Origin of the sequence: Pseudomonas sp. P9_31 (assembly GCF_034008235.1) — a bacterium.
GTDB lineage: Bacteria > Pseudomonadota > Gammaproteobacteria > Pseudomonadales > Pseudomonadaceae > Aquipseudomonas.
Map to the genome: position 1 here is coordinate 1,260,384 of NZ_CP125375.1, position 26,712 is coordinate 1,287,095.

Genomic DNA, 26,712 nt, shown 5'->3' on the forward strand with positions numbered 1-26,712 from the left:
TGCCCGCGATCCCCAGCCGAAGGCTGGGGACAACGAACCTGATGGAATATTTAAAGACATGAGCGACCTACAACTCGACCCGCAAGCCCTGCAACAGGAAGAAAACTCCCTGATCGCCCTGCGCAAGGAAAAGCTTGCTGCCGAGCGCGCCAAGGGCAATGCCTTCCCCAACGACTTCCGCCGCGACAATTACTGCGAAGATTTGCAGAAACAGTACGCGGACAAGACCAAGGAAGAGCTGGCAGAGGCTGCGATTCCGGTCAAGGTGGCGGGTCGCATCATGCTCAACCGTGGCTCGTTCATGGTGATTCAGGACATGACCGGGCGGATTCAGGTTTACGTCAACCGTAAAACCCTGTCCGAAGACACCCTGGCCGCGGTGAAAACCTGGGACATGGGCGACATCATTGCAGCCGTTGGCACCCTGGCGCGTTCCGGCAAAGGCGACCTGTACGTCGAAATGACCAGCGTGCGCCTGCTGACCAAATCCCTGCGCCCGCTGCCGGACAAGCACCACGGCCTGACCGACACCGAACAGCGCTACCGTCAGCGTTACGTTGACCTGATCGTCAACGAAGATGTGCGCCAGACCTTCCGCGTGCGTTCGCAAGTGATTGCGCACATCCGCAGCTTCCTGATGAAGCGTGACTTCCTGGAAGTGGAAACACCGATGCTGCAAACCATTCCAGGCGGCGCGGCGGCCAAGCCGTTCGAGACGCATCACAACGCGCTGGACATGGAAATGTTCTTGCGCATTGCGCCTGAGCTGTACCTCAAGCGGCTTGTTGTTGGTGGGTTTGAAAAGGTGTTCGAGATCAACCGCAACTTCCGTAACGAAGGCGTTTCGACCCGTCACAACCCTGAATTCACCATGTTGGAGTTCTACCAGGCTTACGCCGACTACGAAGACAACATGGACCTGACCGAAGAGCTGTTCCGCGAATTGGCTCAGCTGGTTCTGGGCAGCACCGACGTGCCTTACGGCGACAAGGTGTTCCACTTCGGCGAGCCGTTCGTGCGTCTGTCGGTGTTCGACTCGATTCTCAAGTACAACCCGGAGCTGACCGCTGCCGACCTGCAGGACATCGACAAGGCCCGCGCCATCGCCAAGAAGGCCGGCGCCAAGGTGCTCGGCTTTGAAGGTCTGGGCAAACTGCAGGTGATGATTTTCGAAGAACTGGTCGAGCACAAGCTGGAGCAGCCGCACTTCATCACCCAGTACCCGTTCGAAGTGTCGCCGCTGGCCCGTCGTAACGACGAGAACCCGAGCGTCACCGACCGTTTCGAACTGTTCATCGGCGGCCGTGAAATCGCCAACGCCTACTCCGAGTTGAACGACGCGGAAGACCAGGCCGAGCGTTTCATGGCGCAGGTGGCCGACAAGGACGCCGGCGACGACGAAGCCATGCACTACGACGCCGATTTCGTTCGCGCGCTGGAGTACGGCATGCCGCCGACCGCTGGTGAAGGGATCGGCATCGACCGTCTGGTGATGTTGCTGACCAACTCACCGTCGATCCGCGACGTGATCCTGTTCCCGCACATGCGGCCGCAAGCGTAAGTGTTTCAATTAAAAAGCCGCCTATAACAGGCGGCTTTTTATTGCCTGTCTGGTACAAACGTATCAATTGGTTACTTTTGACGTTTAGAGAGGAATACCTGTCGTGAATCGTGCAATGGCTCAAGAAGGTGCAGCGGATATCGCCACTGCGGTCGCTGAAAGTGTTCAGTACCAGGGCCGCAAGGCCAGCCGACAGGGCAGCGAACAGCGTCGACAGGACATTCTCGACGCGGCGATGCGCATTGTCGTGCGAGATGGCGTGCGGGCCGTGCGTCACCGTGCGGTGGCCGCCGAGGCCTGTGTGCCGCTGTCGGCCACCACGTACTATTTCAAAGACATCGATGACCTGCTCACCGATACCTTCGCGCAATACGTGGAACGCAGCGCGGCGTTCATGGCCCGGTTGTGGGCCAGCAACGAAGGCCTGTTGCGCGAGATGGTTGTCAGCGGCGATGGCACCCCCGAGTCCCGCTCACAACTGGCGGACGATATCGCGCGGCTGATGGCTGACTATGTTCATCGGCAATTGATCAATCGCCGCGAGCACTTGATGGCCGAGCAAGCCTTCCGCCAGGAAGCGCTGCTCAACCCGCGTCTGGCGTTATTGGTGCGCTCCCATCAGCAAATTCTTCTGCAGGGCACCTGCCAACTTTTCGAAGTATTGGGTTCCCGTGAGCCACAACAGGATGCCAAAGTGTTGACGGCGATTATCGGACGGATGGAATATCAGGGCCTGCTCAACGACGCCGAGCCTGTTGCCGAAGAGGAAATGCTCGGCATCCTCAACCGCTACATGCATTTGGTACTGGCGTCGGTGTAACCCCTGAGTGGAGGCTAACCCCTGTGGGAGCGAGCCTGCTCGCGATGACGGTCTGACATTCAACATCTCTGTTGCCTGACACACCGCCATCGCGAGCAGGCTCGCTCCCACAGGGGCCGGCTTTCACTTGAGGTTGGTGTTGTGTTCATAGGGAGTGTTGAATGAAAGCCTGGCGTGTCGTTGTGATCGCCTTGTCGTTCCTGCTGCTCAGTGGCTGCCTGGTGACCTTCAAGGAGCCATTGCCCGCCAGCGAGCCCGCGCCCAAAGGGCTGCTCGGCAAATGGACCAGCACCAACGCCTGGGGCGAGCCGATGAACCTGGAACTGACGCGCATCGGTGACAACCACTATCAGGCGGTCAGCTACTTCAAGGCCAAACCCCATGAGCGTGAAGCCTATCCCTTCACGGTGTCGCGCCATGGCAATCGCTGGTACCTGTCGGCGAAGGTGCCGGCGCAGTTCGGCGGGCACTTCACCATCGCCGGGTTCGAACTCAACGAAAAGCACGAACTGGTGATCTACAATCTCGACCTCGAGCAGATCAAGCAGGCCATGGGGCAAGAAGCCCTCAGTGGCGAAGGCTTCCAGACCGACGACGGCGACGGGATGTTGGTCAACAACAGCATGGATCAGGTGTTTGCCTACCTCGACGACCCGGCCAATTCCGATGTCTTCGTCGAAGCGGTGCGCTATCAGCGCCTGGCCAAAACCAAATAAACCCAGCACGTAACGGTTTACTACAGGAGTTTCGGGTGGACGAATACCAGCAGACGATACGCATGTTGTCCGATCGCATAGTGCTGGCGCAGACGCCGATTCGCGTTCTGGATGCGGTCAAGTGGGATGACAGCATTCGCAAGGGGTTCCTCAAAGGCAAGGGCAAGGAAATGCCGGCCGTGGACCGCGATTACTACCTCAATCGACCGCTGTCGTTCGACTCCAGCAAAGTGAAGCTGGAATTCCAGAACATCGAGCGCGACATCACCCGCCAGCTCGGCCAGTTCAACCCGGTCGGCCAGATCATGCGCCGCATGTGCAAGGAATACCGGATGGTGGTGCGCATGCTCGAAGCGCGCGGCACCGAGGATTTCGGGCTGATTTCCCAGGAATTGTATGGCGCGGCGTCCGATGCGTTTCACGCCGGTGACCCGACCCTGGCCGACCTGGGGCTGATGCTCTCCGACTACCTGAACAACATCGACGGCCGTGGCGACCTCAAGGACGAACCGAAAATCCTCACCGCCAAGGAAGCCGTCAACCTGCTGCAACATCGGTTGAACAAGGTGTTTGGCGAAAACGAGGAAACCATTCGGGTATTCGAATCCGACGGGATCGTCGCCGATGCGGCGGCCGGCGCCGACTACATCAAGATCCGCGCCGACGCGATGTTCAACGATCGTGATGTACGTGCGCTGGAAGTCCACGAAGGGTTGGTGCATGTGGGCACCACGCTCAACGGCCTGAATCAGCCGATCTGTACGTTCCTGTCCAAGGGCCCGCCGTCGTCCACCGTGACCCAGGAAGGCCTGGCGATCCTGATGGAGATCATCACCTTCGCCTCCTACCCGAGTCGCCTGCGCAAACTCACCAACCGCACCCGCGCCATTCATATGGTGGAGGAGGGCGCGGACTTCCTGCAGATCTTCGAGTTCTTCCGTGAGCAAGGCTTCGAAATGGCTGAAAGTTACGGCAACGCCAGTCGGGTTTTCCGCGGTTCGGTGCCGACCGGTCTGCCATTTACCAAAGACTTGTCCTACCTCAAGGGCTTCATCATGGTTTACAACTACATTCAGTTGGCCGTGCGTAAAGGCAAGCTGGAGCAGATACCGCTGCTGTTTTGCGGCAAGACCACGCTCGAAGACATGCGGACCTTACGCCAATTGGTGGACGAAGGCCTGGTGGTGCCGCCCAAGTACCTGCCCGACCAATTCCGCGACATGAATGCGCTGTCGGCGTGGATGTGCTTCTCCAACTTCCTCAACCACCTGAGCCTGGACCGGATCGAAGCGGATTACTCCAATATCCTGTAACGACGATGAAATCTCCTGTGGGAGCGAGCCTGCTCGCGATAGCGGCTGAACATTCAACATCGATGTTGTCTGACACACCGCCATCGCGAGCAGGCTCGCTCCCACAGGGGGGTGTATTCCAATCCCCCATTTTTCGCGAGGCTTCACCGGATGAGAATCCTCGGCATCTTTTGCCTGCTCCTGGCCCTCGGCGGTTGCAGCTCATTGCTGTTTTACCCCGAACCCGGTCAGCCGTTCACCCCGGAAAAAGCCAAACTCGAATTTCGCGATGTCACCCTGACCACCGCCGATGGCCTCAAGCTGCATGGCTGGTGGCTGCCGGCGAAAAAAGGTGTCGAGGTCAAAGGCACGGTGCTGCATCTGCATGGCAACGGCGGCAACCTGGCGTGGCACCTGGGCGCGAGCTGGTGGTTGCCGGAGCAGGGCTATCAAGTGTTGCTGGTGGACTATCGCGGGTACGGTTTGTCTGAAGGTAAACCGGCGTTGCCGGCGATTTATCAGGACATCGACGCCGCCTTCACATGGCTCGACCGGGCGCCGGAGGTCAAGGGCAAGCCGTTGATCCTTCTCGGTCAGAGCCTTGGCGGTTCAATGGCCGTGCATTACCTGGCCCAGCATCCCGAGCGCCAGCGGCAACTCAAGGCGTTCGTCCTCGATGGCGTGCCCGCCAGCTACCGCGATGTCGGGCGCTTTGCACTGAGCACATCCTGGATGACCTGGCCGTTTCAGGTGCCGTTGTCCTGGTTGGTGCCGGACGGCGACAGCGCGATCCATTCCATGACGCAGCTCAACGGCGTACCGAAACTGATCTATCACAGTATCGATGATCAACTGGTGCCCCTTTCCAACGGCATCCGTCTGTATCAAGCTGCGCCGCCGCCGCGAGTGCTGCAACTGACCCGGGGCGGTCATGTGCAGACCTTCGCCGACCCGGTCTGGCGAAAAGTCATGCTGCGCTACCTTGAAGATCCACAGCATTTTAACGGCCTGCGCCGCCTGGGTGAGATCCCCAATTACCCGGCACCCCCGAATTCAGAAGATGAACCACCAGAGAGTCCGCAATGAGTGAAGAACGTAACGCCATCCCGCTGATCATCACCGGTATTTGCAGCATCCTCGGCACCGTCGGGGCCCTGTGGTGGTACGGCTACCTGCACTTCGCCAAACCCGAGGATGCGCTACTGCTCAGCGACTTCACCATGCTCAAGACCATGCCGGGCGAAGACTACAAGGTCTCCCTGGAACCGGCCCCGCAAGTGGCCCAGTGCATCGATGGCGTGCTGGTGATGTTCGACACCGAGCAGAAAGGCCTGACCGGCGTATTGGTCAACAACAAGAAAAAAGCCGTGCGCTGCATGGGCCAGGAAACGCCGCAGAAACTGCAGCCGTAACCATTCCGTAGGACGGCATAAAAAAGCCCCGCCTGATCAACTCAGGCGGGGCTTTTACGTTATCGCAGGTTCTTAGTTAGAGCTGATCGCCGAGCGCGGGACGACAGGCTGGTTGTCATTGGAGATGGTCACTTCCACCCGACGGTTCATCGCACGGCCCGAGACGCTGGCGTTCTCCGCGACCGGGTATTCCTTGCCGTAACCCTGGACCACGATGCGCGCAGGGTCGACACCCATCTTGATCAGGGCCACTTGCACCGAGGTCGCACGACGCTCGGACAGCGACTGGTTGTAAGAAGTCGAACCAGTGCTGTCGGTATAGCCTTCGACAATCACTTTACGGTCCGGGTTTTCCTGAAGGAACTGCGCCAGTTTGTTGATATTCACCAGTCCGTTGGACTTCAGGTCCGCCTTGTCGGTGGCGAACAGCACATCACCAAACGTCACCAGCGTGCCGCGATCGGTCTGTTTGGCATTCAGGCTGTCTTGCAGCTGTTTGATCTGCTGGTCGCGGGCATCCAGACGAGCCTGGGCCCGTTGTGCCGCGGCGTTTTTCAGGTTGTTTTCAGCGGTGCGCAGGGCGATGGTCTGCTTGGCCACTTCAACACGCTGATTGGTCAGATAAGCCAGTTGGTCGACCTTGGCCTGGTCTTCCCTGTCCTGGTAAGCCTTGTCGGCCTTGTCCAGGTATTCGCTGGCATCTTTGGTTTCCAGCGCCGCGACCTTGCTGGCTTGCGGGTTGGCTTGCAGGCCGGCGTAGTTGGTGCGGGCTTGCTCCAGGTTCGTGTTGGGCGGTGTGGAGCAGGCAGCCAGTGCAACACTTGCGGCCAGGAGGGCGGGGATCATCAGTTGTTTGCGCATAATGGTTCGTCCTTTTATCGATAAGCGTGTCAGGTCTGGAAATCGGGATGCGCGCTTACTGCACGGTGCGCTGACTTTCCTGACGCAGTTCCTGAACACCTTTCTGGGAGTCCTTCACAGCTTGTTCGGCTTTCATCGCCTGGGCCTTGCGTTCCGCCACACGGGCGTCCCACTCGGCCTGTTCGGCCAACATTCTGGCCTCGCCATACTTTTTGTCGTGCATGGCGATTTCGGCTTGTTTGAGCTTGTCCTGCGCGGCCTTCATTTCCACCGCGGCGAACTCGGTACCGCCAGCGCTGACAGCGCTGTTCACGGCCGATTGAGTCACGGCGTATTGCTCGGTTGGTGGGTTACCGGCGCAACCGGCCAGAACGAAGCTGCCGCCGATGGCCAGGGCAGCCAGTTTGAGACCGCGCAAGTGGGTGAACGAGGAGGGGGGGGTGCTGGTCTTCATGGTCTTCAACTCCATTGGATAACTCCTGAAAACATCTGAATCCATCCTGGACAAGGAGCCGCAACCACTAATTTCCAGAGCGTTTTGAAACGGCCGTCCCAGGCATGGTTACTGGGTTGACCCCAGGTGTTTTTTAAAAGTTCAGAGAAGATGGCCTGTCGCCCGAAAAAATCTTGATCGAGCGGACAAGGCTCTAAATCGGGAACTTTAGCGATGTGCAGCGGTATACCCGACCGTCTCATGACCCCGGGAATACGCCGTTTTGAAGGAGGGATGCAATCAAACTGTGGGAGCGAGCCTGCTCGCGAAAGCGTCAGTAAATCCAGCATTGAGGATGGCTGATCCACCGTTTTCGCGAGCAGGCTCGCTCCCACAGGTTCTAGTGTTTTGGCTTGTCGTTCTCGGTCGATAAATCGTGCAAATGACGACGGGACAAGGCGAGAAAACGCGGGGTCGGGCCGACGTCTTCGTACAGCGGATCGCCTTCTTCATCGGTGGCGACCACCGTTGACCCTTTCACATACGGAAAGCTCGCTTCGAGCTCTTCCAGGGCGGCGCCGATCAATTCTCCGAGCAGTTCTTCGGGGTGCCGTTTAGGGTACATTTCGATAATCGCCGCCAGCCGTGCGGCAGCTTCCACGTCCAGACGAATCGTGTAGCCGGTGTCGGTCAGGCGACCCTTGGCGTTTTCTTCCCAGTGCTTGGCGAGCTCGCGGATTTTCATAGTGACCTCATTGCGCACCTGCTCGTGGCAGGCCGGGTGAGTGTCCGGCGGTGGCCGGCGGCAAGCCGTTGTACGGCTCATTATTGTTGAGACTAACTGCAACGCCTTGTGTTTGAAGTCCCTTCGTCTGCTTGTAAGAACCGCTTTACGACGGCACTCTCTATGTCAGAGCCTCTAATAAAGCATAGCCGCCCGGATTTTCGCTGGAGAACTGCTGATGACCGATATTGATGCACGCTTGCGCGAGGACGTTCACCTGTTGGGTGAGCTGTTGGGCAACACCATTCGTGAACAGTACGGGGACGGCTTTCTCGACAAGATCGAGCAAATCCGCAAAGGCGCCAAGGCTGACCGTCGCGGGTCGATGGACGCCGAGCTCAGCGCCAGCCTCAACCAGTTGAGCGAAGACGAGTTGCTGCCGGTGGCGCGGGCGTTCAACCAGTTCCTCAACCTGGCCAATATCGCCGAGCAATATCAGCTGATTCACCGCCGTGAAGAATCGCAACCCGCGCCGTTCGAGGCCCGGGTGTTGCCGGAACTGCTCGCTCGCCTGCTGACTGCCGGTCATGCCCCCGAATCCCTGGCCCGGCAGCTGGGGCGGGTGGAAATCGAACTGGTGTTGACCGCGCACCCCACCGAAGTGGCGCGTCGCACACTGATCCAGAAGTACGACGCCATCGCCGCGCAACTGGCCGCCCAGGACCATCGTGACCTGACGACTGCCGAGCGCGAGCAGATCAAAACCAGGTTGCAGCGTCTGATCGCCGAAGCCTGGCATACCGAAGAAATCCGCCGCACCCGACCGACGCCGGTAGACGAAGCCAAGTGGGGCTTCGCGGTGATTGAGCATTCGCTGTGGCAGGCGATTCCCAACTATTTGCGCAAGGCCGATCAGGCCCTGCATGCGGCCACCGGCCTGCACCTGCCACTGGAGGCCGCGCCGATTCGCTTTGCCTCATGGATGGGCGGCGACCGCGACGGCAACCCCAACGTCACCGCCGCCGTGACCCGCGAAGTGTTGCTGCTGGCGCGCTGGATGGCCGCCGATTTGTATCTGCGCGACGTCGATCACCTCGCCGCCGAATTGTCGATGCAGCAGGCCAGCGACGCCTTGAAAGCCAAAGCTGGCGACAGCGCCGAGCCTTACCGCGCGGTGCTCAAACAGTTGCGTGAACGCCTGCGGGCGACCCGTAACTGGGCCCATGCCTCCCTGACGGCAACCACGCCGGCATCCGCCGATGTGCTGCAAAACAACCGCGACCTGTTGGACCCGCTGGAGCTGTGCTACCACTCGCTGCATGAATGCGGCATGGGCGTTATCGCCGATGGCCCGTTGCTCGATTGCCTGCGCCGCGCGGTGACGTTCGGGCTGTTTCTGGTGCGCCTCGATGTGCGCCAGGACTCGTCTCGCCACACGGCGGCCATGACCGAAATCACCGATTACCTTGGCCTGGGCCGTTATGAGGACTGGAGCGAGGAAGAGCGCATCGCCTTCCTGATGCGCGAACTGAACAATCGTCGGCCGTTGCTGCCGGCGTACTTCAAGCCGTCTGCCGACACTGCCGAAGTGTTGGCGACGTGCCGGGAAATCGCCGCGGCACCGGGGGCTTCCCTTGGCTCGTATGTGATTTCCATGGCCGGTGCAGCCTCCGATGTGTTGGCCGTGCAACTGCTGCTCAAAGAATCCGGCGTGTTGCGGCCGATGCGTGTGGTGCCGCTGTTCGAAACCCTCGCCGACCTCGATAACGCGGGCCCGGTGATCGAGAAACTCTTGCTGCTGCCGGGTTATCGCTCGCGCCTGCAAGGGCCCCAGGAAGTGATGATCGGTTATTCCGACTCGGCCAAGGACGCCGGCACTACCGCGGCGGCCTGGGCGCAGTATCGGGCCCAGGAGCGGCTGGTCGACATCTGCCGCGAGCAACAAGTGGAGCTGCTGTTGTTCCACGGTCGCGGCGGCACCGTGGGCCGTGGCGGTGGCCCGGCGCACGCGGCGATTCTGTCGCAACCGCCGGGTTCGGTGGCGGGGCGTTTCCGCACCACCGAGCAGGGGGAAATGATTCGTTTCAAATTCGGCCTGCCGGACATCGCCGAGCAGAACCTCAATCTGTACCTGGCGGCGGTGCTGGAGGCGACCTTGCTGCCGCCACCACCTCCTGAGCCTGCCTGGCGGCATTTGATGGACGAATTGGCCGCCGATGGCGTCAAGGCTTACCGTGCCGTGGTGCGGGAGAATCCGCAGTTCGTCGAGTATTTCCGCCAGTCCACCCCAGAGCAGGAGTTGGGGCGTTTGCCGTTGGGCAGCCGCCCGGCCAAGCGTCGCGCCGGCGGAATCGAAAGCCTGCGCGCGATTCCGTGGATCTTCGGCTGGACCCAGACGCGCCTGATGCTGCCGGCCTGGCTTGGCTGGGAAGCGGCGCTGAGCAAGGCGCTGGAGCGCGGCGAAGGGGCGTTGCTGGGGCAGATGCGCGAGCAGTGGCCATTCTTCCGTACCCGCATCGATATGCTGGAAATGGTGCTGGCCAAGGCCGACGCCGATATTGCCCGGTCTTACGATGAGCGCCTGGTCGAGCCGGATCTGCTTCCTTTGGGTGCGCATTTACGCGACCTATTGTCGCAGGCTTGCTCGGTGGTCCTGGGGCTGACGGGGCAGTCGCAACTACTGGCACACAGCCCAGACACCCTTGAATTCATCCGCTTGCGCAACACCTACCTCGACCCGCTGCATCTATTGCAGGCCGAGCTGTTAGCCCGTTCGCGGCAGCAGGATGAGGCGCAGGGCAGCCCGGTAGAACAGGCGTTGCTGGTGTCTGTGGCGGGGATTGCCGCCGGTTTGCGAAATACCGGCTAAGGTTTTCGTCGTGGGGACAGGCACCCGGCGCGAGCGTCGAGTGCCTGCGGGCGAGCGGTCGAAAAGGTCTGTCACGCGACAGTTAATGATGGGGTTGCGACTTGGGTTACCCTTTCGCAGGGGCTCCTCAGGCGCGGGTTTCTCCGACTTTCGGCGGCTTGTGTGGGCAGGGTCTGCTGTGTATCTTGATCAGCCTTTGGCCGTTTGGGCGGTCGCGATCCTATTTTTGAGATTGGCCCCACGAGGCGAATCTGACGTTATCTATATAAAAAATTGAGGAGCACATCGATGCGCGTCATTCTGCTGGGAGCTCCCGGGGCCGGTAAAGGTACTCAGGCTAAGTTCATCACCGAGAAATTCGGCATTCCGCAAATCTCTACCGGCGACATGCTGCGTGCTGCCGTAAAAGCCGGTACCGAGCTGGGCCTGATCGCCAAGAGCGTCATGGACAGCGGTGGTCTGGTTTCCGATGACCTGATCATCAATCTGGTCAAGGAACGCATCAGCCAGGCCGATTGCGCCAACGGTTTCCTGTTCGACGGTTTCCCGCGGACCATTCCTCAGGCTGAAGCCCTGGTGAAGGCCGGTGTCGAACTGGATCACGTGGTCGAAATCGACGTCAAAGACGAAGAAATTGTCCAGCGTATCGCCGGTCGTCGTGTTCACGAGGCTAGCGGTCGCGTGTACCACATCGTCTACAACCCGCCGAAAATTGCCGGTAAAGACGACAGCACCGGTGAAGAGCTGGTGCAGCGCAAAGACGATACCGAAGAAACCGTGCGTCATCGCCTCTCGGTATACCACGCCCAGACCGAGCCACTGGTGAAGTTTTACCAGGAGCTGTCCAACGCTCAAGGCAAGCCGAAGTACAGCCACATCGAAGGTGTTGGCTCGGTAGAAGCGATCACCGGCAAGGTGCTTGAAGCACTGAGCTGAAAAGTCTGATCGGCTTCATCTTCTACGGCCCGCTTGCGGGCCGTAGTTGTTTATACTGGCGCACTTTTTCTGACCTTTCTTACGGAAACATCGATGAGCACCTTGCTGGCCCTGGACACCGCGACCGAAGCTTGCTCCGTTGCCTTGCTGCATGACGGCAAAGTCACGAGCCATTACGAGGTGATCCCGCGCCTGCATGCGCAAAAGCTGCTGCCGATGATCCAGCAACTGCTGGCCGATGCCGGGACGACCCTGCAAGCGGTCGATGCCATTGCGTTCGGCCGTGGGCCGGGCGCGTTCACTGGGGTGCGGATCGCCATCGGCGTGGTGCAGGGGCTGGCGTTTGCGCTGGATCGTCCGGTGTTGCCGGTCTCCAATCTGGCGGTACTCGCCCAGCGGGCTCATCGCGAACACGGTGTCAGCCAGGTCGCGGCGGCCATCGATGCGCGCATGGATGAGGTGTATTGGGGGTGCTATCGCGAAACGGCGGGGGAGATGCGGCTGGTGGGCAACGAAGCGGTACTGCCACCGGAAGTCGCCGCGCTGCCGGCCGATGCCAGTGGCGAATGGTTCGGCGCGGGCACCGGTTGGGGATATGCCGAGCGCATTGCCGTCAACCTGTGCGGCCAGGACGCGGGCATGCTGCCTCACGCCGAAGACCTGCTGACCCTGGCGCGTTTCGCCTGGGAACGCGGTGAAGCGATCGTGGCTGACGATGCGCAACCGGTGTATCTGCGCGATAAAGTCGCGACGCCCAAAGCGCGTTAATTCCCAAGACCGAGCGGGTCCAATCGCGGACAAGTCGGATCGCCGCACCGCCGCTCCCACAGGGTTTGCGGAGATCCTGTGGGAGCGGGCTTGCCCGCGATGGCGGTCTACCAGCCAGTGCCAATCGTCATTTTCTCTCCTGCGCTTTTAAACCTTTTGTCTTTTATGTGTTCTAGTTATCACTCGGCAGTTTGCGAAGTGGGTGATGTGCCACTAAGCTGCCATCATCGATACCGAGCATGCACTTATGCGTATAGACGGCCTTTCCTCCCAGTCCTACCCCATCAAGCGCAAGCCCCGCAAAGGCCCTGTGGCGGATGACGACTACGTCGATATCGACGGCGAGCTGGAATTCCCAACCGAAGAGCAATTGGCCGCCCGTGCCGCCAAAGCCTCTGCGCAACGCCTGAGCAATCTGCCCGCGCGTCAACAAGACATGATTTATCACCGCGCCATGAGCAAAAGCGTGGCGATGGCACTGGCCAGCTACCTGAGCACCGCCACTTTTGTCGATTGGGATGCGGATGTACTGGGTCTCGACCTGTACATCTGATGGCGCTGCCTTACTACCTCGGCTGCCCGTCCTGGAGTGAAAACGCCTGGCGCGAGTACTTGTATCCACAAGACGCCAGGCCCGCCGAGTTTCTCAATCTTTATTCTCAAGTGTTCAACGCCGTGGAAGGCAATACGACCTTCTACGCGAGCCCCTCTGCCGCCACCGTGCAGCGCTGGGCCGACACCATGCCCGCACACTTTCGCTTCACCGCCAAGTTCCCCGGCGACATCAGCCACAGCGGCGACTTGCGCGATCAACTGACCGCCGCCGAGACCTTCCTGCAATTGCTCAGTCCTCTGGGTGAGCGTGTTTCTCCCGTCTGGCTGCAATTGTCCAAAAGCTTCACCCCTCAACGACTGTCGGAGCTGGCCGGCTTTATCGATGCAGTGGACCGGCCCTTGGCGGTCGAAGTGCGGCATGACGAATTCTTCGCCAAGGGCGATGCCGAGCGGATGCTCAATCGCCTGCTGCTGGATCGTGGTGTCGAGCGCATCTGTCTCGATCCGCGAGCGCTGTTCAGCTGCACCTCCACCGATCCGTCGGTGCTCCACGCCCAATCGAAAAAGCCCAGGGTACCGCCTCGCCCCGCTGCGTTTACTCAGTTTCCACAAGTGCGTTTCATTGGCCATCCTGTGCTTGAAGCCAACGACCCGTTCCTGGTGCCGTGGGTCGAGAAAATCGCCGTCTGGATCGAAGAGGGGCGCACGCCCTATATCTTCCTGCACACCGCCGACAACCTGCTGGCAGCGAAACTCGCACAACGTTTTCATGCACAACTGATGTTACGTTTGCCTGGCCTGCCGCCGCTGCCTGAGTTATACAGAGAACCCGCCGCCGAGCAACTTGGCTTGCTTTGAAGCGGCCTCGTTCCCTGATGTCAGTCCGTTAAGGCGCGAAACCTGAGGGATTGCGTTTAACTGACTGGCATCAGCTTCGTTTTCCCCTTTTCAGGAACCTGCCAATGGATGCGCAAACCCTTCGAGCCCAGGCGTTCAAAGCACTGCACGAACGCGAGGGCGCTTTTGTCATTCCCAACCCCTGGGACGCCGGCTCGGCGAAAATGCTCGCCAGCCTGGGCTTCGAGGCGCTGGCGACTACCAGCGCCGGTTGTGCCTTTTCTCAAGGCCGCCCCGATGGTGGGTTGACGCTCGACGATACCCTGGCGAACGTTCGGGCGATTGTCGCGGCCACTGATCTGCCGGTAGCGGTGGATCTCGAAAACGGTTTTGCCGACGCTCCCGCCGACTGCGCCCAAAGTATTCTTCGTGCCGCCCAGGCCGGTGCCGTCGGTGGTTCGATCGAAGATGCCACGGGGCGTGAGGAGGGCCCGATCTACTGTTTCGAACATGCCGTGGCGCGCATCGAAGCCGCCGTTGCAGCGGCTCGCAGCTTGCCTTTTCCGTTTGTGCTGACGGCGCGTGCCGAGAACTTTTTGCACGGCAATCCTGACCTCGACGATACCATTCGCCGTTTGCAGGCATTCGCCGAGGCGGGAGCCGACGTGCTTTACGCACCGGGCTTGCGCAGCGCTGAAGAGGTCTTGGCGGTGGTTCGCGCCGTGGCGCCGAAACCGGTCAATGTGCTGATGTCCGGCGGGCTCAAACTGACGGTGGCGCAGTTGAGTGAAATGGGCGTCAAACGCATCAGTGTCGGTTCGGCCCTGGCGCTGGCGGCATATGGCGAGTTCTTGCGCGCCGCAGAGGAAATCCAGCAACACGGGACCTTTGGCTTCACTTCCCGGTCGATGCCGTTCCAGAAGGCCAATCAATTGTTCAAAGGCTGAGGAGGCCGTGGTGGCTGGGCCGCTGAGGGTTATGCGGCGATGCGCAGGTTCTGCAGTACGATCGGGCGTGCCCAGCCGTTATCGAAATCGAGTTGTTTCTGTTGTTCCACCAATTCTTCCGGTGAGAACGGCGGGAACGGCTTGTCCAGCAGATGGAGTTCGAACTCGGCGATCGGCAAGTGCAGTGGACGCGGTTGCGGTGCAGCGCCAGGCTCGGGCAGCGGCTGACCGGCGGTGAGCACGATCGGGCGAACCCAGCCGCTTTCAAAGTCCTGTTGTTTCTGTTGCGCGACGATTTCTTCCGCTGGAAACGGCGGGAATGGCTTGTCGGCCAAATCCATTTCGAACTCGGCAATCGGCAGGAACAGTGGCTCTGGCGGGCGGGCCGGGGTTTCTGTGACGTTGCATTCACGCTGAGAGACGATGTGTGCCAGCAGCTCGCTGCCGACGGTCGGTTCGACCGGGCTGTCGAGATCGACTGGCGGAAAGTTGAGAGACTCCGGCACGACATCGCCCGACTGATCGGCCAGGGCCTGGGCAAAAAAATCCTGCCACAGGTGACTGACGCCGCTCAGTGCTTGGGAATTTCGCAGGCCAAAATCGCCGTGGGGCGAGATGTAGCCTATCGATGTGCGTTGAATGTCTGACATTTCTCTCGGTCGACGCTCAGCTCTGGCAAAATGCTCGATAGTTTGGTTATCGGCCGTTTTTGCCGATCATTAATTTTTTGAGCGTGTTTTCCCATGATTGAGCAACCTGCGGCTTGCCGTATCCATGTCGAGGCCTTGGGCACGACTTTCCAGCCACAGGCCGAGCAATGGGCCGAGCGCCTGGGATTGCCGTTGCAGGTGGAGGACGGCGAGTTTGCCTTGCAGGTGGGTGAGCAGGGGTTGCAGCTGCAACAACTCGGGCCGGACGCTCCAGGGCCGGTGCGGGTAGATTTTGTCGAGGGCGGCGCGGCCCATCGTCGGTTGTACGGCGGCGGCAGCGGCCAGATGATCGCCAAGGCGGTTGGTGTCGCTCAAGGCGTGCGCCCGCAGGTGCTGGATGCCACGGCGGGGTTGGGCAAGGACGCGTTCGTACTGGCCAGCCTGGGCTGCGAGATGAGCCTGATCGAGCGCCAGCCGCTGATCGGCGCTTTGCTTGAAGATGGCCTGGCGCGTGGCGCGGAAGATTTCGACGTGGCGCCGATCGTGGCGCGGATGCGTTTGCTCAAGGGCAATTCGATCGAGGTGATGCGCAACTGGGAGGGTGAGCCGCCGCAGGTGATCTACCTCGACCCGATGTTTCCCCATCGCGAGAAAACCGCGTTGGTGAAGAAGGAAATGCGCCTGTTCCGGCCGCTGGTCGGCGACGACCCGGATGCGCCAGCCCTGCTCGAAGCGGCGTTGGCCCTGGCCAGTCACCGGGTGGTGGTCAAGCGCCCGCGCAAGGCGCCGTGCATTGCCGGGCCGAAGCCGAGTCATGCGCTGGATGGCAAGTCCAGCCGCTACGACATTTATCCGAAGAAAGCGCTCAAGCCCTGATTCGATACTGATCGTTCCCACGCTCTGCGTGGGAATGCCTCAATGGACGCTCTGCGTCCGCTTCGAAAGGGACGCGGAGCGTCCCGGGCTGCATTCCCACGCAGAGCGTGGGAACGATCATCAGGCTAACCCCGGCCGATAAGCCCGCATAAACAACCCCACCACTTCCCGCACATGGGCTTCGGCAGCATCCCCGGTCACCGGCTCACCACAGCCGTACAGCAACCGGAAATTCCCCGCGCCCTTGAGCAGGCAAAAGAAATGCTCGGCCGCATTACGCGGTTTATCGATGCTCAACACGCCGCTCTGATTGACCTTGGCCAGCAAACGCTCCATGCCATGCAGCATGCGTTCTGGCCCGGCCTCGAAGAAAATCAGCGAGAGCTTCGGGTCCTGGCTGCCCAGCGTCATCATCAGCCGGTGCAGGTTCACCGATTCGTCGCTGTTGATCAATTGATGAAAACCGCGAGCGATGTTCAGCAGCACGGTTTCCACCGTAATGCCGTCCGGCAATTCAAAAAACAGCGGTGGCAGTTGTTCTTCGCATTTGGCCACCACGGCGGCGGAGAACAGCGTCTCCTTGTCGTTGAAGTGGCTGTAGACCGTCAGTTTCGACACGCCGGCCTCGGCCGCCACGTTATCCATGCTGGTGTTGGCGTAACCCTTGCTCAGAAACAGGATTTTCGCCGCATCGAGGATTGCCTGGCGCTTGGCCAGATCCTTGGGACGGCCCGGACCACTGGGTGTTGAAAGATTGTCTGACATTTTTCGCTTTAATACTGGACTGGTGAGTTTGCTATTAATAACATACTGGTCAGTATAATTATTCCAAGCACCATTAGCGAAAGGTCCTTCACCATGCTGCGCTATGCCTTGCCCCTCGCGTTGCCGGTCAGTCTGGCTTTTTTATTGTCGGCGTGTGGCCATGAAGAGGCGCCTCAAGTCACCGTGCGTCCGGCCATGGTGGTGCAGCCAGAGCCTTCGGCGCAGGCCATGGAAAGTTTTCCCGGTGAAGTCCGCGCGCGCTATGAGCCTGATCTGGCCTTTCGCATTGGTGGCAAAGTCACCCGACGACTGGTCGAGGAGGGGCAGCGAGTCAAGGCTGATCAACCCCTGGCGGAGCTCGATCCTCAGGACGTACGTCTGCAACTGGAAGCCACCCGTGCCCAGGTCGCGGCCGCCGAGGCCAATCTGAGCATGGTGCGTGCCGAGCGTGATCGCTACAAGACGCTGATGGAGCGGCAGATGGTCAGCCGTTCGCAGTACGACAATGCGGAAAACCTCTACCGTTCCGGTGAAGCACGTCTCAAGCAAATCAAAGCCGAATTCAATGTCTCGACCAACCAGGCCAGTTACGCCGTGCTGCGTGCGCCGCAGGATGGCGTAGTGGCCAAGCGTGCGGTTGAAGTCGGGCAAGTGGTAGCGGCCGGGCAAACCGTGTTTACCCTCGCCACCGATGGCGAACGCGAAGTGTCGATCAGCCTGCCGGAGCAGAGCTTCGGCCGCTTCAAGGTCGGTCAGCCGGTTTCGGTGGAGCTCTGGACCCAACCCGATCAACGGTTCAGCGGACGCATTCGTGAACTGTCGCCCGCCGCCGATCCCAAATCCCGCACCTTCGCCGCGCGTATCGCTTTTACCGCCGGCAAGGTTCCCGCCGAGCTGGGCCAGAGCGCCCGGGTGTTCATCCAGACCGCCGAAGTGGTGGCGTTGTCGGTGCCGCTGTCGGCGGTCACCGCGGAAAACGGTGCCACTTATGTGTGGGTGGTCGGTGCCAACAACACCTTGAAAAAAGCCCCGGTGCGGGTCGGTGCATTCGGCGAGAAAACCGTGCCGGTGCTCGAAGGCCTGAACGCCAGCGACTGGGTGGTGGCCGCCGGTGTTCATGTGCTTCACGACGGGCAGCAAGTGCGCCCGGTGGATCGCTCCAACCGCGTGGTCAATCTGGCGCACAAGGAGTAATCCCCGATGGGTTTCAATCTTTCCGAATGGGCGCTGCGTAACCGCCAGATCGTACTGTTCCTGATGCTCTTGCTGGCTGTCGTCGGCGCGTTGTCCTACACCAAACTTGGCCAAAGCGAAGACCCGCCGTTCACCTTCAAGGCCATGGTGATTCGCACCAACTGGCCGGGGGCCACGGCCGAGGAAGTGTCGCGCCAGGTCACCGAGCGTATTGAAAAGAAACTGATGGAAACCGGCGAGTACGAACGGATCACCTCGTTCTCCCGCCCGGGGGAGTCCCAGGTCACATTCATGGCTCGGGACTCCATGCATTCGGTAGAAATCCCGGACCTCTGGTATCAGGTCCGCAAGAAGATCAGCGACATCCGTCAGACCCTGCCGCCGGGTATCCAGGGCCCGTTTTTCAACGATGAATTCGGCACCACCTTCGGCAACATCTACGCCCTGACCGGCGAAGGCTTTGATTACGCAGTGCTCAAGGATTACGCCGACCGCATCCAGATCCAGCTGCAACGGGTCAAGGATGTGGGCAAGGTCGACCTGCTCGGTCTGCAGGACGAGAAAATCTGGATCGAGCTGTCCAACGTCAAACTGGCCACCCTCGGGTTGCCGTTGGCGGCGGTACAGCAGGCGCTTGAAGAGCAGAATGCGATGTCTACCGCAGGCTTCTTCGAAACCACCAGCGAGCGTTTGCAGCTACGGGTCTCGGGGAATTTTCAGACGGTCGACGAGATAAAGAACTTCCCGATCCGCGTCGCTGATCGCACGTTCCGCATCGGTGATGTAGCGAACGTTCGTCGCGGTTTCAACGATCCACCGGCGCCGCGCATGCGCTTCATGGCCGAAGACGCCATCGGTCTGGCGGTGGCCATGAAGGACGGTGGCGATATTCTGGTATTGGGCAAGGCGCTGGAAATCGAGTTCGCCAGGATCCAGCAAAACCTCCCGGCCGGCATGCAACTGCGCAAAGTGTCCGATCAACCCGCCGCGGTGAAAACCGGTGTCGGCGAGTTCGTTCAAGTGCTGGTGGAGGCCTTGGCGATTGTGTTGCTGGTGAGCTTCTTCTCCCTCGGCGTGCGCACCGGCATGGTCGTGGCGCTGGCGATTCCGCTGGTGTTGGCGATGACCTTCGCCTGCATGTATTACTTAGGGATAGGTCTGCACAAGATTTCCCTCGGCGCGCTAGTGCTGGCGCTGGGCTTGCTGGTAGACGACGCGATCATCGCCGTGGAAATGATGGCGATCAAAATGGAGCAGGGTTTCGACCGGATCAAGGCCGCCAGCTATGCCTGGACCAGCACCGCGTTCCCGATGCTCACCGGTACGCTGATCACCGCCGCCGGTTTCCTGCCGATTGCCACCGCGCAATCGGGCACTGGCGAATACACCCGCTCGATCTTCCAGGTGGTGACCATCGCGTTGCTGGCGTCGTGGGTTGCCGCCGTGGTTTTTGTGCCTTATCTGGGGGAAAAACTCCTGCCGGACCTGGCGAAAATTCACGCCGCCAAACACGGCACCGGCGACGGCCAGCCCGACCCTTACGGCACGCCGTTCTATCAGCGCGTCAGACGGCTGGTGGAGTGGTGCGTGCGCCGGCGCAAAACGGTGATCGTCCTGACCATCGTGATGTTCGTCGCGTCCGTGGTGCTGTTCCGTTTCGTGCCGCAGCAGTTCTTCCCGGCTTCGGGGCGGCTGGAACTGATGGTCGACCTGAAACTGGCCGAAGGTGCGTCCCTGAGCAACACCGCAGAAGAGGTCAAACGTCTCGAGGGGCTGCTCAAGGATCACGCCGGGATCGACAACTATGTGGCTTATGTCGGCACCGGTTCGCCGCGTTTCTACCTGCCGCTGGATCAGCAACTTCCGGCAGCGAGCTTCGCCCAGTTTGTCGTCCTGGCCAAGACCATCGAAGACCGCGAAACCCTGCGCACCTGGCTGATCGAAACCCTCAACGAACAGTTCCCGGCGCTGCGTTCACGTGTCACGAGGCTGGAGAACGGTCCCCCGGTGGGCTATCCGGTGCAGTTCCGGGTGACCGGTGAGCACATCGAGGAAGTCCGCGCATTGGCCCGTAAAGTGGCGGCCAAGGTTCGCGAGAACCCACACGTGGCCAACGTGCATCTGGACTGGGAAGAGCCGAGCAAAGTCGTTTACCTGAATGTCGATCAGGACCGCGCGCGAGCGCTGGGTGTGAGCACGGCGAACCTCTCGGGTTTCCTGCAAAGCTCGCTGACCGGTGCCAGCGTCAGCCAGTACCGCGAAGATAACGAATTGATCGAGATCCTGCTGCGCGGCACGGTGCATGAGCGCACCGAACTGGCATTGCTGCCAAGCCTGGCCGTGCCGACCGACAATGGTCGCAGCGTGGCGCTGTCGCAGATTGCCACGCTGGAATATGGCTTCGAAGAAGGCATCATCTGGCACCGTAATCGCCTGCCCAACGTGACGGTTCGCGCCGACATCTATGGCAAGGAACAGCCGGCGACGCTGGTGCAGCAAATCATGCCTACCCTCGATCCGATTCGCGCCGAACTGCCGGACGGCTATCTGCTGGAGGTCGGCGGTACGTTGGAGGACTCGGCCCGTGGGCAGAACTCGGTGAAGGCCGGCGTGCCGCTGTTCATCGTGGTGGTGCTGACGTTGCTGATGCTGCAACTGCGCAGTTTCTCACGCACCGTCATGGTTTTTCTGACCGCGCCGCTGGGATTGATCGGCGTGACCCTGTTCCTCATGGTGTTCCGTCAGCCGTTCGGTTTTGTGGCCATGCTCGGGACCATCGCCTTGTCCGGGATGATCATGCGTAACTCGGTGATTCTGGTGGATCAGATCGAGCAGGACATCGCCGCTGGGCTGAAACCGTGGCAGGCGATCATCGAGGCGACGGTGCGGCGGTTCCGGCCGATTGTGCTGACCGCGCTCGCTGCCGTGCTGGCGATGATCCCGCTGTCACGCAGCGTGTTCTTCGGGCCGATGGCGGTGGCGATCATGGGTGGGCTGATTGTGGCGACGGCGCTGACGTTGCTGTTCTTGCCGGCGTTGTATGCGGCGTGGTTCAGGGTCAAGAAAGAGTCCGTTTGATCTTGGCGGCCTCGACCTCGTGGTTTGGCTCACCGCATTCCCTTGTAGGAGCTGCCGAAGGCTGCGATCTTTTGATCTTGAAATCCATATGAGGATCAAGATCAGAAGATCGCAGCCTGCGGCACAGCTCCTACATGTATATCAGATCCGTCTGATATTGAGTCAGAGCAAGGGCGGTGCTGTACTCAAGACTCGGTTTCGTGAGTTTTTGAGACAGCAATGATGAAAAAGCCGCCCATGCTGAAGGGCAGATCCGATCCGGTGTTCGATCGGTTGGGACAATCGCCCAATAAGGAGCGCCTCTCGGACTACCTCGCACTGCTCAAGCCTCTGGACGATCAGGGGCGTTACCTTCCATTCGATGACTTGCGCTACCGCTGGGCGCCGGGGCTGGACTCGAATCTGTGCTGGGCCTTGGTTAAAAAAGCCCGGACCGCCCAGTACTCAACCCTTCTGCCATTGGGCGAGCCTGTCCAATGGGGCCGCTTCGTGCTCACGCCGCTGGCGCAGAAAGCTATTTCTGCCGTCGATCGGCAAGCGACAACGGCAGCGCTGGAACACATGACCAGCCAGATCGGCGAGCATGCGCATTTCAGCTACCTGCTCAACGATCTGATTGAAGATGAAGCAATCAGCAGCAGCCAACTCGAAGGTGCTGCGACCACTACCCGAGTGGCAAAAGATATGCTCAAGCGCAAGCGGCTGCCGCGTACGCCGGATGAGCGGATGGTCATCGGCAACTACAAAATGATGAACTTCGCCTGGGAAAAGCGTTATGAACCCTTGAGCGTCGAGCTGATTGCGGCAATGCATCGTGTCGGCGTCGAGGGCATCGACGACACTCAATATTCACCTGGGGCTTTCAGGGCCAACGATGATGTGGTGGTGCAGGATGGCGAGGGCAATGCCGTGCATACACCGCCGCCCGCAGCGGGGCTGGTGTCACGACTGCAGGTGCTGTCGAATTGGATCAATCAATCCCACAACGACCCCTATCAAGTGGATTATCTTCATCCGTTGATAAAAGGCATCGCCCTGCATTTTGCGTTGGGCTATGAGCATCCTTTTCGCGACGGCAACGGCCGGGTCGCGCGGGCGCTGTTTTACTGGTTCATGTTCAAGAATGACTTCTCGGCCTTTCGCTATATAGCGATCAGCATTTTGCTGCGCAATGCTCCGGTGAAATATGGCCGCTCGTATCTGAATACGGAAGCTGATGAGCTGGACCTGACTTATTTCATCGATTTCCAGTGTTCGGTGATTCTGCGTGCTGTCCGTGGTTTTACTGAGGCTTATCGGAAAAGTCTGGCTTATGCCGAGAACTTTGATCGATGGTTGTTGGCATCCGGTTTTTTCGACCAATTGACCGAGAGACAGCGAGCTGTATACCAAGTGGCCAAGAGTGGAATGGCCAAGGAATTTACGGCGGTCAATGTGAAGGAGAATCTGGCCTGCTCTTACAACACTGCGTCAGCGACCTTGAATGGGTTGGTTGAGTTGAACGTATTCGAGAAGAGGAAGATGGGCAGGGAATGGGTGTTCTTTTTGCGCGGAGCACCGTAGGCGCTGGCTTGCCAGCGATGGCTGCCATCCTCAGTCCGTGACGCAAATGAAAAGCCCGCTGAACCTTTAAAGGTCAGCGGGCTTTTTGGTTGAGTCTGATTGTTCCCAGAGCGTGGGAACAATCAGGTTACGGGTCAGAACAATATCTTCGCTACATCCGCAAAGCGCTTGGCAAAGTGCACGGTAATCCCTTCCTTCAAGTATTCCGGCAGCTCTTCGAAATTACCGCGATTGGGCTCCGGCAAAATCAGTTCATTGATCTTCTGCCGACGCGCCGCGATGACTTTCTCACGCACGCCGCCAATCGGCAGTACATGCCCGGTCAGCGTCAGCTCACCGGTCATGGCCACGCCTTTTTTCGGCGGCTGGTTGCGGGCGAGCGAGAGCAGGGCGCTGGCCATGGTCACGCCGGCGCTCGGGCCGTCTTTCGGCGTGGCGCCTTCCGGTACGTGGAGGTGGACGAAGGCTTCGTCGAAGAACGTCGGATCACCGCCAAATTGCTTCAGATGGGAGCTGACGTAGCTGTAGGCAATTTCCGCCGACTCTTTCATCACGTCCCCCAGTTGCCCGGTGAGTTTGAAGCCGCGGTTGAGGGTGTGAATGCGCGTGGCTTCGATCGGCAGGGTGGCGCCGCCCATGCTGGTCCAGGCCAGCCCGGTGATCACGCCGACGCCAGACAGCACTTGCTCGTTGCGGAACACTGGCCGGCCGAGTGAGGCTTCCAGGTCTTTCGGGCCGAGTTTGATCACCGCTTTCGGTTCGTCGATGAGCTTCATCACGGCCTTGCGCACCAGTTTGCCAAGGTTTTTTTCCAGCTGTCGCACGCCGGCTTCACGGGCGTAGCCGTCGATCAGCGCTTTAAGGGCGTTGTCACTGATGGACAGGCTGCTTTTGGACACGCCGGCCTTTTCCAGCTGTTTCGGCCACAGGTGACGCTTGGCGATGGCGACTTTTTCTTCGGTGATGTAGCCCGACAGGCGAATCACTTCCATCCGGTCCAGTAACGGGCCGGGTATTGAATCCAGGGTGTTGGCGGTGCAGACGAACAGCACTTTCGACAGGTCCAGGCGCAAATCCAGGTAGTGGTCGAGGAATTCGACGTTCTGTTCCGGGTCGAGGGTTTCCAGCAGCGCCGAGGCGGGGTCGCCCTGGTAGCTCTGGCCCATTTTGTCGATCTCGTCGAGCATGATCACCGGGTTCATCACTTCGACGTCTTTCAACGCGTGGACGAGTTTGCCCGGTTGCGCGCCGATGTAAGTGCGGCGGTGGCCCTTGATCTCGGCTTCGTCACGCATGCCGCCGACGCTGAAGCGATAGAACGGCCGGCCCAGGGTTTCGGCGATGGATTTGCCGACACTGGTCTTGCCCACGCCCGGTGGGCCTACCAGCAACACGATGGAGCCGCTGATCTCGCCTTTATAGGCACCGACTGCGAGGAATTCGAGGATGCGGTCCTTGATGTCATCGAGGCCGGCGTGGTGTTTGTCCAGCACCTTGCGTGCGTGTTTGAGGTCGAGTTTGTCCTCGCCGTACACGCCCCACGGCACCGAGGTCGCCCAGTCGAGGTAGTTGCGGGTCACTGCGTATTCCGGCGAACCGGTCTCGAGGACCGACAGCTTGTTCATTTCCTCGGTGATGCGTTTCTGCGCCTGGGACGGTAGCACCTTGCCCGTCAGACGTTGCTCGAACTGCTCGATATCGGCACTGCGGTCGTCCTTTGTCAGGCCCAGCTCTTGCTGGATGACCTTGAGCTGTTCCTTGAGGAAGAACTCGCGCTGATGCTCGCCGATCTTGCGGTTAACTTCGGCGGAAATCTCTTTCTGCAAGCGCGCGACTTCGACTTCCTTGCGCAGCATCGGCAGGACTTTTTCCATGCGCTTGAGCATCGGCACGCAGTCGAGTACTTCTTGCAGTTCGCTGCCAGTGGCGGAGGTCAGCGCGGCGGCGAAGTCGGTCAGCGGCGACGGATCGTTGGGGCTGAAGCGGTTGAGGTAGTTTTTAAGCTCCTCGCTGTACAGCGGGTTGAGCGGCAGCAGCTCCTTGATCGCGTTGATCAGCGCCATACCGTAGGCCTTGACCTCGTCGGTCGGCTCGGTGGGCTGGTGCGGGTATTCGACTTCCACCAGGTACGGTGGGCGATGGTGTTTGAGCCAGGCTTTGATGCGCACCCGGGTCAGGCCCTGGGCGACGAATTGCAGTTTGCCGTTTTCGCGACTGGCGTGGTGCACTTTGACCAGGGTGCCGTATTCCGGCAGGGCTTTGGTGTCGAAGTGGCGAGGATCTTCCGGGGGCGTGTCCATGAAGAACAGGGCCAGGGAGTGGTGGTCGGATTGACTCACCAGTTCGAGGGTTTCGGCCCACGGCTCTTCGTTGACGATCACCGGCAGTACTTGCGCCGGGAAGAAGGGCCGGTTGTGGATCGGGATGATGTAGACCTTGTCCGGCAGGTTCTGGCCAGGCAGGGCGAGGCCTTTGCCGGTGACGTGGTGTTCGGCGTTGTCTGTTTCGGTGTATTCGCTCGCGTCTTCAGGGAATTCTTGCTGGTCGGTCATGGGGCACCTGCGCAATAGGGTATGGGTCTTAGATGGGGCAGGTGGGGGGTGGTTTCAATGGGCCTGGGTATTTCAGCGTGTGTGTTCAGGGTTTTGACAGGTCATGAACGTATGACCTGTCTATTGCAGATGTACACCGTCCAAAACTGTGGGAGCGAGCCTGCTCGCGATGACGATTGGTCATCCAGCATTGATGTCGACTGACACACCTCTATCGCGAGCAGGCTCGCTCCCACAATGGATTAGCTCTGTGGCGCAGGTTTTGGTACGTCCACGTTATCCAGCATCCGGTTCACCGCCAGTTCTGCCAGCATGACGATCTGTTGAATCGCCATCGCCGTGTGCCGGTGCGGCCCTTCCAGATACCCCGCAAAATCACTCGCCATCACACTGGCCTGGGCCAATGATTCACAGGTGTGGGCCAACAGGTCTTCGTCTTTGATATCCGGCGCAACCCTATACATCGTGCTCGGCTTGCGGGCCACGGGGGATTTGAGGGCGGATGGGTTGAGGTAGTGATCGAGCGTGCGGTTGGCGGTGTCGTTAAATTTTTTTGAATCGTTGGATTCGTGGGGCAAAACGTTTTCGGTTTCTGGTGTAAACATGGCGATGCTCCAAATAGGGAATGGAAAAGCACCAAGTAAAAATTCAGGCCGCGACGCCCGGTCGCTGATTTGCAGCGACCCCCAAAGCCTATCCACCTCACTTCCGACCGACAACCGCCAGAACTTGTCGGAAATATCCTTAGAAATCAGAGCGTCTGTAGGACAAACGGTCCGGATCAAAAGTAGAAAAACAGGCCGGTACCTTTACTTCGGGCTAGCGCAGTCAGCTGTTTGAACCGTGCCTTGAGGTCCGCTGGCAGTGTCGCTTGCTCAAGCAGCTCCTGAACGATTTCAAGCGCAGTGGCACCCTGGATGCTGGCGTCTTCATAGTCATCGACCAAGCTGCCCAGAACGCTGTTGACGCGCTGGATCAACCCTGAGTCCCACAATTGCTGGTAGTGCTCGGGGCTCAACGTCCACGTTTCCACTTCACCCGGTTGGCTTTGATCAAGGTCCAGTCGATGCAGGGCCGCCGGGCTCAGCGGGACGACAATTTGCTTCATCGCCGAACAGCCTGGGGTTGCAGGACAAACCATTCGATTGTCGTGATCAATTGCAGCTTGTCGGCCGTCCTGAATGCACCCGACCCGTCGCCTGAATTTGGCGTCAGCTCCAGTTCAAACAGGTTGGTGACCTCGATGCGCCAACCGCTGGGGATGCGCAATGGTTGTAGCCGGTACTTGAGTGGGCCGTTCATG

25 protein-coding genes are annotated in these 26,712 nt (G+C 59.8%); 16 read left to right on the forward strand and 9 right to left on the reverse strand.

Annotated features, from left to right (window positions below):
* The first annotated feature begins 58 nt into the window (after positions 1-58).
* The 6 genes from lysS to QMK51_RS05835 all read left to right on the forward strand — a co-directional run bounded on the left by lysS (position 59) and on the right by QMK51_RS05835 (position 5,801).
* A complete protein-coding gene (lysS, locus tag QMK51_RS05810; RefSeq protein WP_320393402.1) occupies positions 59-1,561 on the forward strand; it encodes a lysine--tRNA ligase in 1,503 nt (500 codons plus the stop codon).
* A 103-nt stretch (positions 1,562-1,664) separates the two neighbouring features.
* On the forward strand, positions 1,665-2,381 hold the full coding sequence (locus QMK51_RS05815; RefSeq protein ID WP_258699243.1) for a TetR/AcrR family transcriptional regulator: 717 nt from the start codon (positions 1,665-1,667) through the stop codon (positions 2,379-2,381).
* 161 nt (positions 2,382-2,542) lie between these two features.
* A complete protein-coding gene (locus QMK51_RS05820; protein WP_320393403.1) occupies positions 2,543-3,097 on the forward strand; it encodes a hypothetical protein in 555 nt (184 codons plus the stop codon).
* A gap of 62 nt (positions 3,098-3,159) precedes the next feature.
* The gene (locus tag QMK51_RS05825) at positions 3,160-4,410 is read left to right on the forward strand and encodes a flavohemoglobin expression-modulating QEGLA motif protein (protein WP_258700668.1); all 1,251 of its coding nucleotides are present in this window, start codon (positions 3,160-3,162) and stop codon (positions 4,408-4,410) included.
* 150 nt (positions 4,411-4,560) lie between these two features.
* The gene (locus QMK51_RS05830) at positions 4,561-5,475 is read left to right on the forward strand and encodes an alpha/beta hydrolase (RefSeq protein WP_320393404.1); all 915 of its coding nucleotides are present in this window, start codon (positions 4,561-4,563) and stop codon (positions 5,473-5,475) included.
* Positions 5,472-5,801 carry a hypothetical protein gene (locus tag QMK51_RS05835; RefSeq protein WP_320393405.1) on the forward strand — a complete coding sequence of 110 codons (330 nt, stop codon included), beginning with the start codon at positions 5,472-5,474 and terminating at the stop codon, positions 5,799-5,801. Before QMK51_RS05830 ends, QMK51_RS05835 begins: the two co-directional genes overlap by 4 nt.
* Before the next feature lie 72 nt (positions 5,802-5,873).
* On the opposite strand, the gene QMK51_RS05840 is transcribed toward QMK51_RS05835, so the two are convergent.
* The 3 genes from QMK51_RS05840 to QMK51_RS05850 form a co-directional block, all read right to left on the reverse strand.
* A complete protein-coding gene (locus QMK51_RS05840; RefSeq protein WP_320393406.1) occupies positions 5,874-6,662 on the reverse strand; it encodes an OmpA family protein in 789 nt (262 codons plus the stop codon).
* A 55-nt stretch (positions 6,663-6,717) separates the two neighbouring features.
* Positions 6,718-7,131: a DUF4398 domain-containing protein gene (locus QMK51_RS05845; protein ID WP_320393407.1), complete on the reverse strand. Its 414-nt coding sequence runs from the start codon at positions 7,129-7,131 to the stop codon at positions 6,718-6,720.
* A gap of 364 nt (positions 7,132-7,495) precedes the next feature.
* A complete protein-coding gene (locus QMK51_RS05850; protein WP_320393408.1) occupies positions 7,496-7,840 on the reverse strand; it encodes a pilin assembly protein in 345 nt (114 codons plus the stop codon).
* Between the two features lie 217 nt (positions 7,841-8,057).
* Between QMK51_RS05850 and ppc the strand changes: the two genes are divergently transcribed.
* From ppc to QMK51_RS05880, 6 genes are all read left to right on the forward strand, one after another.
* The gene (gene ppc, locus QMK51_RS05855; protein ID WP_320393409.1) at positions 8,058-10,688 is read left to right on the forward strand and encodes a phosphoenolpyruvate carboxylase; all 2,631 of its coding nucleotides are present in this window, start codon (positions 8,058-8,060) and stop codon (positions 10,686-10,688) included.
* A 288-nt stretch (positions 10,689-10,976) separates the two neighbouring features.
* Positions 10,977-11,624 (forward strand): adenylate kinase, encoded by a 648-nt coding sequence (gene adk, locus QMK51_RS05860; RefSeq protein WP_258699250.1) that lies wholly within the window; start codon positions 10,977-10,979, stop codon positions 11,622-11,624.
* Positions 11,625-11,717: 93 nt separating this feature from the next.
* Positions 11,718-12,392 carry a tRNA (adenosine(37)-N6)-threonylcarbamoyltransferase complex dimerization subunit type 1 TsaB gene (tsaB, locus tag QMK51_RS05865; RefSeq protein ID WP_320393410.1) on the forward strand — a complete coding sequence of 225 codons (675 nt, stop codon included), beginning with the start codon at positions 11,718-11,720 and terminating at the stop codon, positions 12,390-12,392.
* A 247-nt stretch (positions 12,393-12,639) separates the two neighbouring features.
* Entirely contained in the window at positions 12,640-12,945 is a 306-nt protein-coding gene (locus QMK51_RS05870; protein WP_258699252.1) for a hypothetical protein, read from the forward strand.
* Positions 12,945-13,805, forward strand: a complete 861-nt coding sequence (locus QMK51_RS05875) for a DUF72 domain-containing protein (RefSeq protein ID WP_320393411.1) — start codon at positions 12,945-12,947, stop codon at positions 13,803-13,805. Before QMK51_RS05870 ends, QMK51_RS05875 begins: the two co-directional genes overlap by 1 nt.
* 104 nt (positions 13,806-13,909) lie before the next feature.
* Positions 13,910-14,731 carry an isocitrate lyase/PEP mutase family protein gene (locus QMK51_RS05880; protein WP_258699254.1) on the forward strand — a complete coding sequence of 274 codons (822 nt, stop codon included), beginning with the start codon at positions 13,910-13,912 and terminating at the stop codon, positions 14,729-14,731.
* 29 nt (positions 14,732-14,760) lie between these two features.
* Here QMK51_RS05880 and QMK51_RS05885 read toward each other — a convergent pair whose 3' ends face one another.
* Positions 14,761-15,381, reverse strand: a complete 621-nt coding sequence (locus QMK51_RS05885) for an energy transducer TonB (protein ID WP_320393412.1) — start codon at positions 15,379-15,381, stop codon at positions 14,761-14,763.
* Between the two features lie 93 nt (positions 15,382-15,474).
* Between QMK51_RS05885 and QMK51_RS05890 the strand changes: the two genes are divergently transcribed.
* On the forward strand, positions 15,475-16,257 hold the full coding sequence (locus QMK51_RS05890) for a class I SAM-dependent methyltransferase (protein WP_413817511.1): 783 nt from the start codon (positions 15,475-15,477) through the stop codon (positions 16,255-16,257).
* Positions 16,258-16,377: 120 nt separating this feature from the next.
* Here QMK51_RS05890 and QMK51_RS05895 read toward each other — a convergent pair whose 3' ends face one another.
* Positions 16,378-17,022 carry a TetR/AcrR family transcriptional regulator gene (locus tag QMK51_RS05895; protein ID WP_320393413.1) on the reverse strand — a complete coding sequence of 215 codons (645 nt, stop codon included), beginning with the start codon at positions 17,020-17,022 and terminating at the stop codon, positions 16,378-16,380.
* Between the two features lie 93 nt (positions 17,023-17,115).
* On the opposite strand from QMK51_RS05895, the gene QMK51_RS05900 reads away from it, so the two are divergent.
* The 3 genes from QMK51_RS05900 to QMK51_RS05910 all read left to right on the forward strand — a co-directional run bounded on the left by QMK51_RS05900 (position 17,116) and on the right by QMK51_RS05910 (position 22,857).
* Positions 17,116-18,216, forward strand: a complete 1,101-nt coding sequence (locus QMK51_RS05900) for an efflux RND transporter periplasmic adaptor subunit (RefSeq protein WP_320393414.1) — start codon at positions 17,116-17,118, stop codon at positions 18,214-18,216.
* A gap of 6 nt (positions 18,217-18,222) precedes the next feature.
* Positions 18,223-21,294: an efflux RND transporter permease subunit gene (locus tag QMK51_RS05905; protein WP_320393415.1), complete on the forward strand. Its 3,072-nt coding sequence runs from the start codon at positions 18,223-18,225 to the stop codon at positions 21,292-21,294.
* A gap of 222 nt (positions 21,295-21,516) precedes the next feature.
* Entirely contained in the window at positions 21,517-22,857 is a 1,341-nt protein-coding gene (locus tag QMK51_RS05910; protein WP_320394483.1) for a Fic family protein, read from the forward strand.
* 134 nt (positions 22,858-22,991) lie between these two features.
* On the opposite strand, the gene lon is transcribed toward QMK51_RS05910, so the two are convergent.
* From lon to QMK51_RS05930, 4 genes are all read right to left on the reverse strand, one after another.
* Positions 22,992-25,409 (reverse strand): endopeptidase La, encoded by a 2,418-nt coding sequence (gene lon, locus QMK51_RS05915; RefSeq protein WP_258699260.1) that lies wholly within the window; start codon positions 25,407-25,409, stop codon positions 22,992-22,994.
* A gap of 242 nt (positions 25,410-25,651) precedes the next feature.
* Positions 25,652-26,014, reverse strand: coding sequence for a DUF6124 family protein (locus QMK51_RS05920; RefSeq protein WP_320393416.1), 363 nt, complete (start codon positions 26,012-26,014; stop codon positions 25,652-25,654).
* Between the two features lie 176 nt (positions 26,015-26,190).
* The gene (locus QMK51_RS05925) at positions 26,191-26,517 is read right to left on the reverse strand and encodes a hypothetical protein (protein ID WP_320393417.1); all 327 of its coding nucleotides are present in this window, start codon (positions 26,515-26,517) and stop codon (positions 26,191-26,193) included.
* On the reverse strand, positions 26,514-26,711 hold the full coding sequence (locus QMK51_RS05930) for a hypothetical protein (protein WP_320393418.1): 198 nt from the start codon (positions 26,709-26,711) through the stop codon (positions 26,514-26,516). Before QMK51_RS05930 ends, QMK51_RS05925 begins: the two co-directional genes overlap by 4 nt.
* Position 26,712: the final 1 nt, after the last annotated feature.

Coding starts and splice junctions, on each gene's coding strand:
- QMK51_RS05825 (WP_258700668.1), top strand. CDS start 3,160: ATGTTGTCCGATCGCATAGTGCTGGCGCAGACGCCGATTCGCGTTCTG.
- tsaB (WP_320393410.1), top strand. CDS start 11,718: ATGAGCACCTTGCTGGCCCTGGACACCGCGACCGAAGCTTGCTCCGTT.
- QMK51_RS05835 (WP_320393405.1), top strand. CDS start 5,472: ATGAGTGAAGAACGTAACGCCATCCCGCTGATCATCACCGGTATTTGC.
- QMK51_RS05905 (WP_320393415.1), top strand. CDS start 18,223: ATGGGTTTCAATCTTTCCGAATGGGCGCTGCGTAACCGCCAGATCGTA.
- QMK51_RS05930 (WP_320393418.1), bottom strand. CDS start 26,711: ATGAACGGCCCACTCAAGTACCGGCTACAACCATTGCGCATCCCCAGC.
- QMK51_RS05920 (WP_320393416.1), bottom strand. CDS start 26,014: ATGTTTACACCAGAAACCGAAAACGTTTTGCCCCACGAATCCAACGAT.
- QMK51_RS05925 (WP_320393417.1), bottom strand. CDS start 26,517: ATGAAGCAAATTGTCGTCCCGCTGAGCCCGGCGGCCCTGCATCGACTG.
- QMK51_RS05890 (WP_413817511.1), top strand. CDS start 15,475: ATGATTGAGCAACCTGCGGCTTGCCGTATCCATGTCGAGGCCTTGGGC.
- lysS (WP_320393402.1), top strand. CDS start 59: ATGAGCGACCTACAACTCGACCCGCAAGCCCTGCAACAGGAAGAAAAC.
- QMK51_RS05880 (WP_258699254.1), top strand. CDS start 13,910: ATGGATGCGCAAACCCTTCGAGCCCAGGCGTTCAAAGCACTGCACGAA.
- QMK51_RS05875 (WP_320393411.1), top strand. CDS start 12,945: ATGGCGCTGCCTTACTACCTCGGCTGCCCGTCCTGGAGTGAAAACGCC.
- ppc (WP_320393409.1), top strand. CDS start 8,058: ATGACCGATATTGATGCACGCTTGCGCGAGGACGTTCACCTGTTGGGT.
- QMK51_RS05870 (WP_258699252.1), top strand. CDS start 12,640: ATGCGTATAGACGGCCTTTCCTCCCAGTCCTACCCCATCAAGCGCAAG.
- QMK51_RS05840 (WP_320393406.1), bottom strand. CDS start 6,662: ATGCGCAAACAACTGATGATCCCCGCCCTCCTGGCCGCAAGTGTTGCA.
- QMK51_RS05910 (WP_320394483.1), top strand. CDS start 21,517: ATGAAAAAGCCGCCCATGCTGAAGGGCAGATCCGATCCGGTGTTCGAT.
- QMK51_RS05850 (WP_320393408.1), bottom strand. CDS start 7,840: ATGAAAATCCGCGAGCTCGCCAAGCACTGGGAAGAAAACGCCAAGGGT.
- lon (WP_258699260.1), bottom strand. CDS start 25,409: ATGACCGACCAGCAAGAATTCCCTGAAGACGCGAGCGAATACACCGAA.
- adk (WP_258699250.1), top strand. CDS start 10,977: ATGCGCGTCATTCTGCTGGGAGCTCCCGGGGCCGGTAAAGGTACTCAG.
- QMK51_RS05895 (WP_320393413.1), bottom strand. CDS start 17,022: ATGTCAGACAATCTTTCAACACCCAGTGGTCCGGGCCGTCCCAAGGAT.
- QMK51_RS05820 (WP_320393403.1), top strand. CDS start 2,543: ATGAAAGCCTGGCGTGTCGTTGTGATCGCCTTGTCGTTCCTGCTGCTC.
- QMK51_RS05830 (WP_320393404.1), top strand. CDS start 4,561: ATGAGAATCCTCGGCATCTTTTGCCTGCTCCTGGCCCTCGGCGGTTGC.
- QMK51_RS05900 (WP_320393414.1), top strand. CDS start 17,116: ATGCTGCGCTATGCCTTGCCCCTCGCGTTGCCGGTCAGTCTGGCTTTT.
- QMK51_RS05885 (WP_320393412.1), bottom strand. CDS start 15,381: ATGTCAGACATTCAACGCACATCGATAGGCTACATCTCGCCCCACGGC.
- QMK51_RS05845 (WP_320393407.1), bottom strand. CDS start 7,131: ATGGAGTTGAAGACCATGAAGACCAGCACCCCCCCCTCCTCGTTCACC.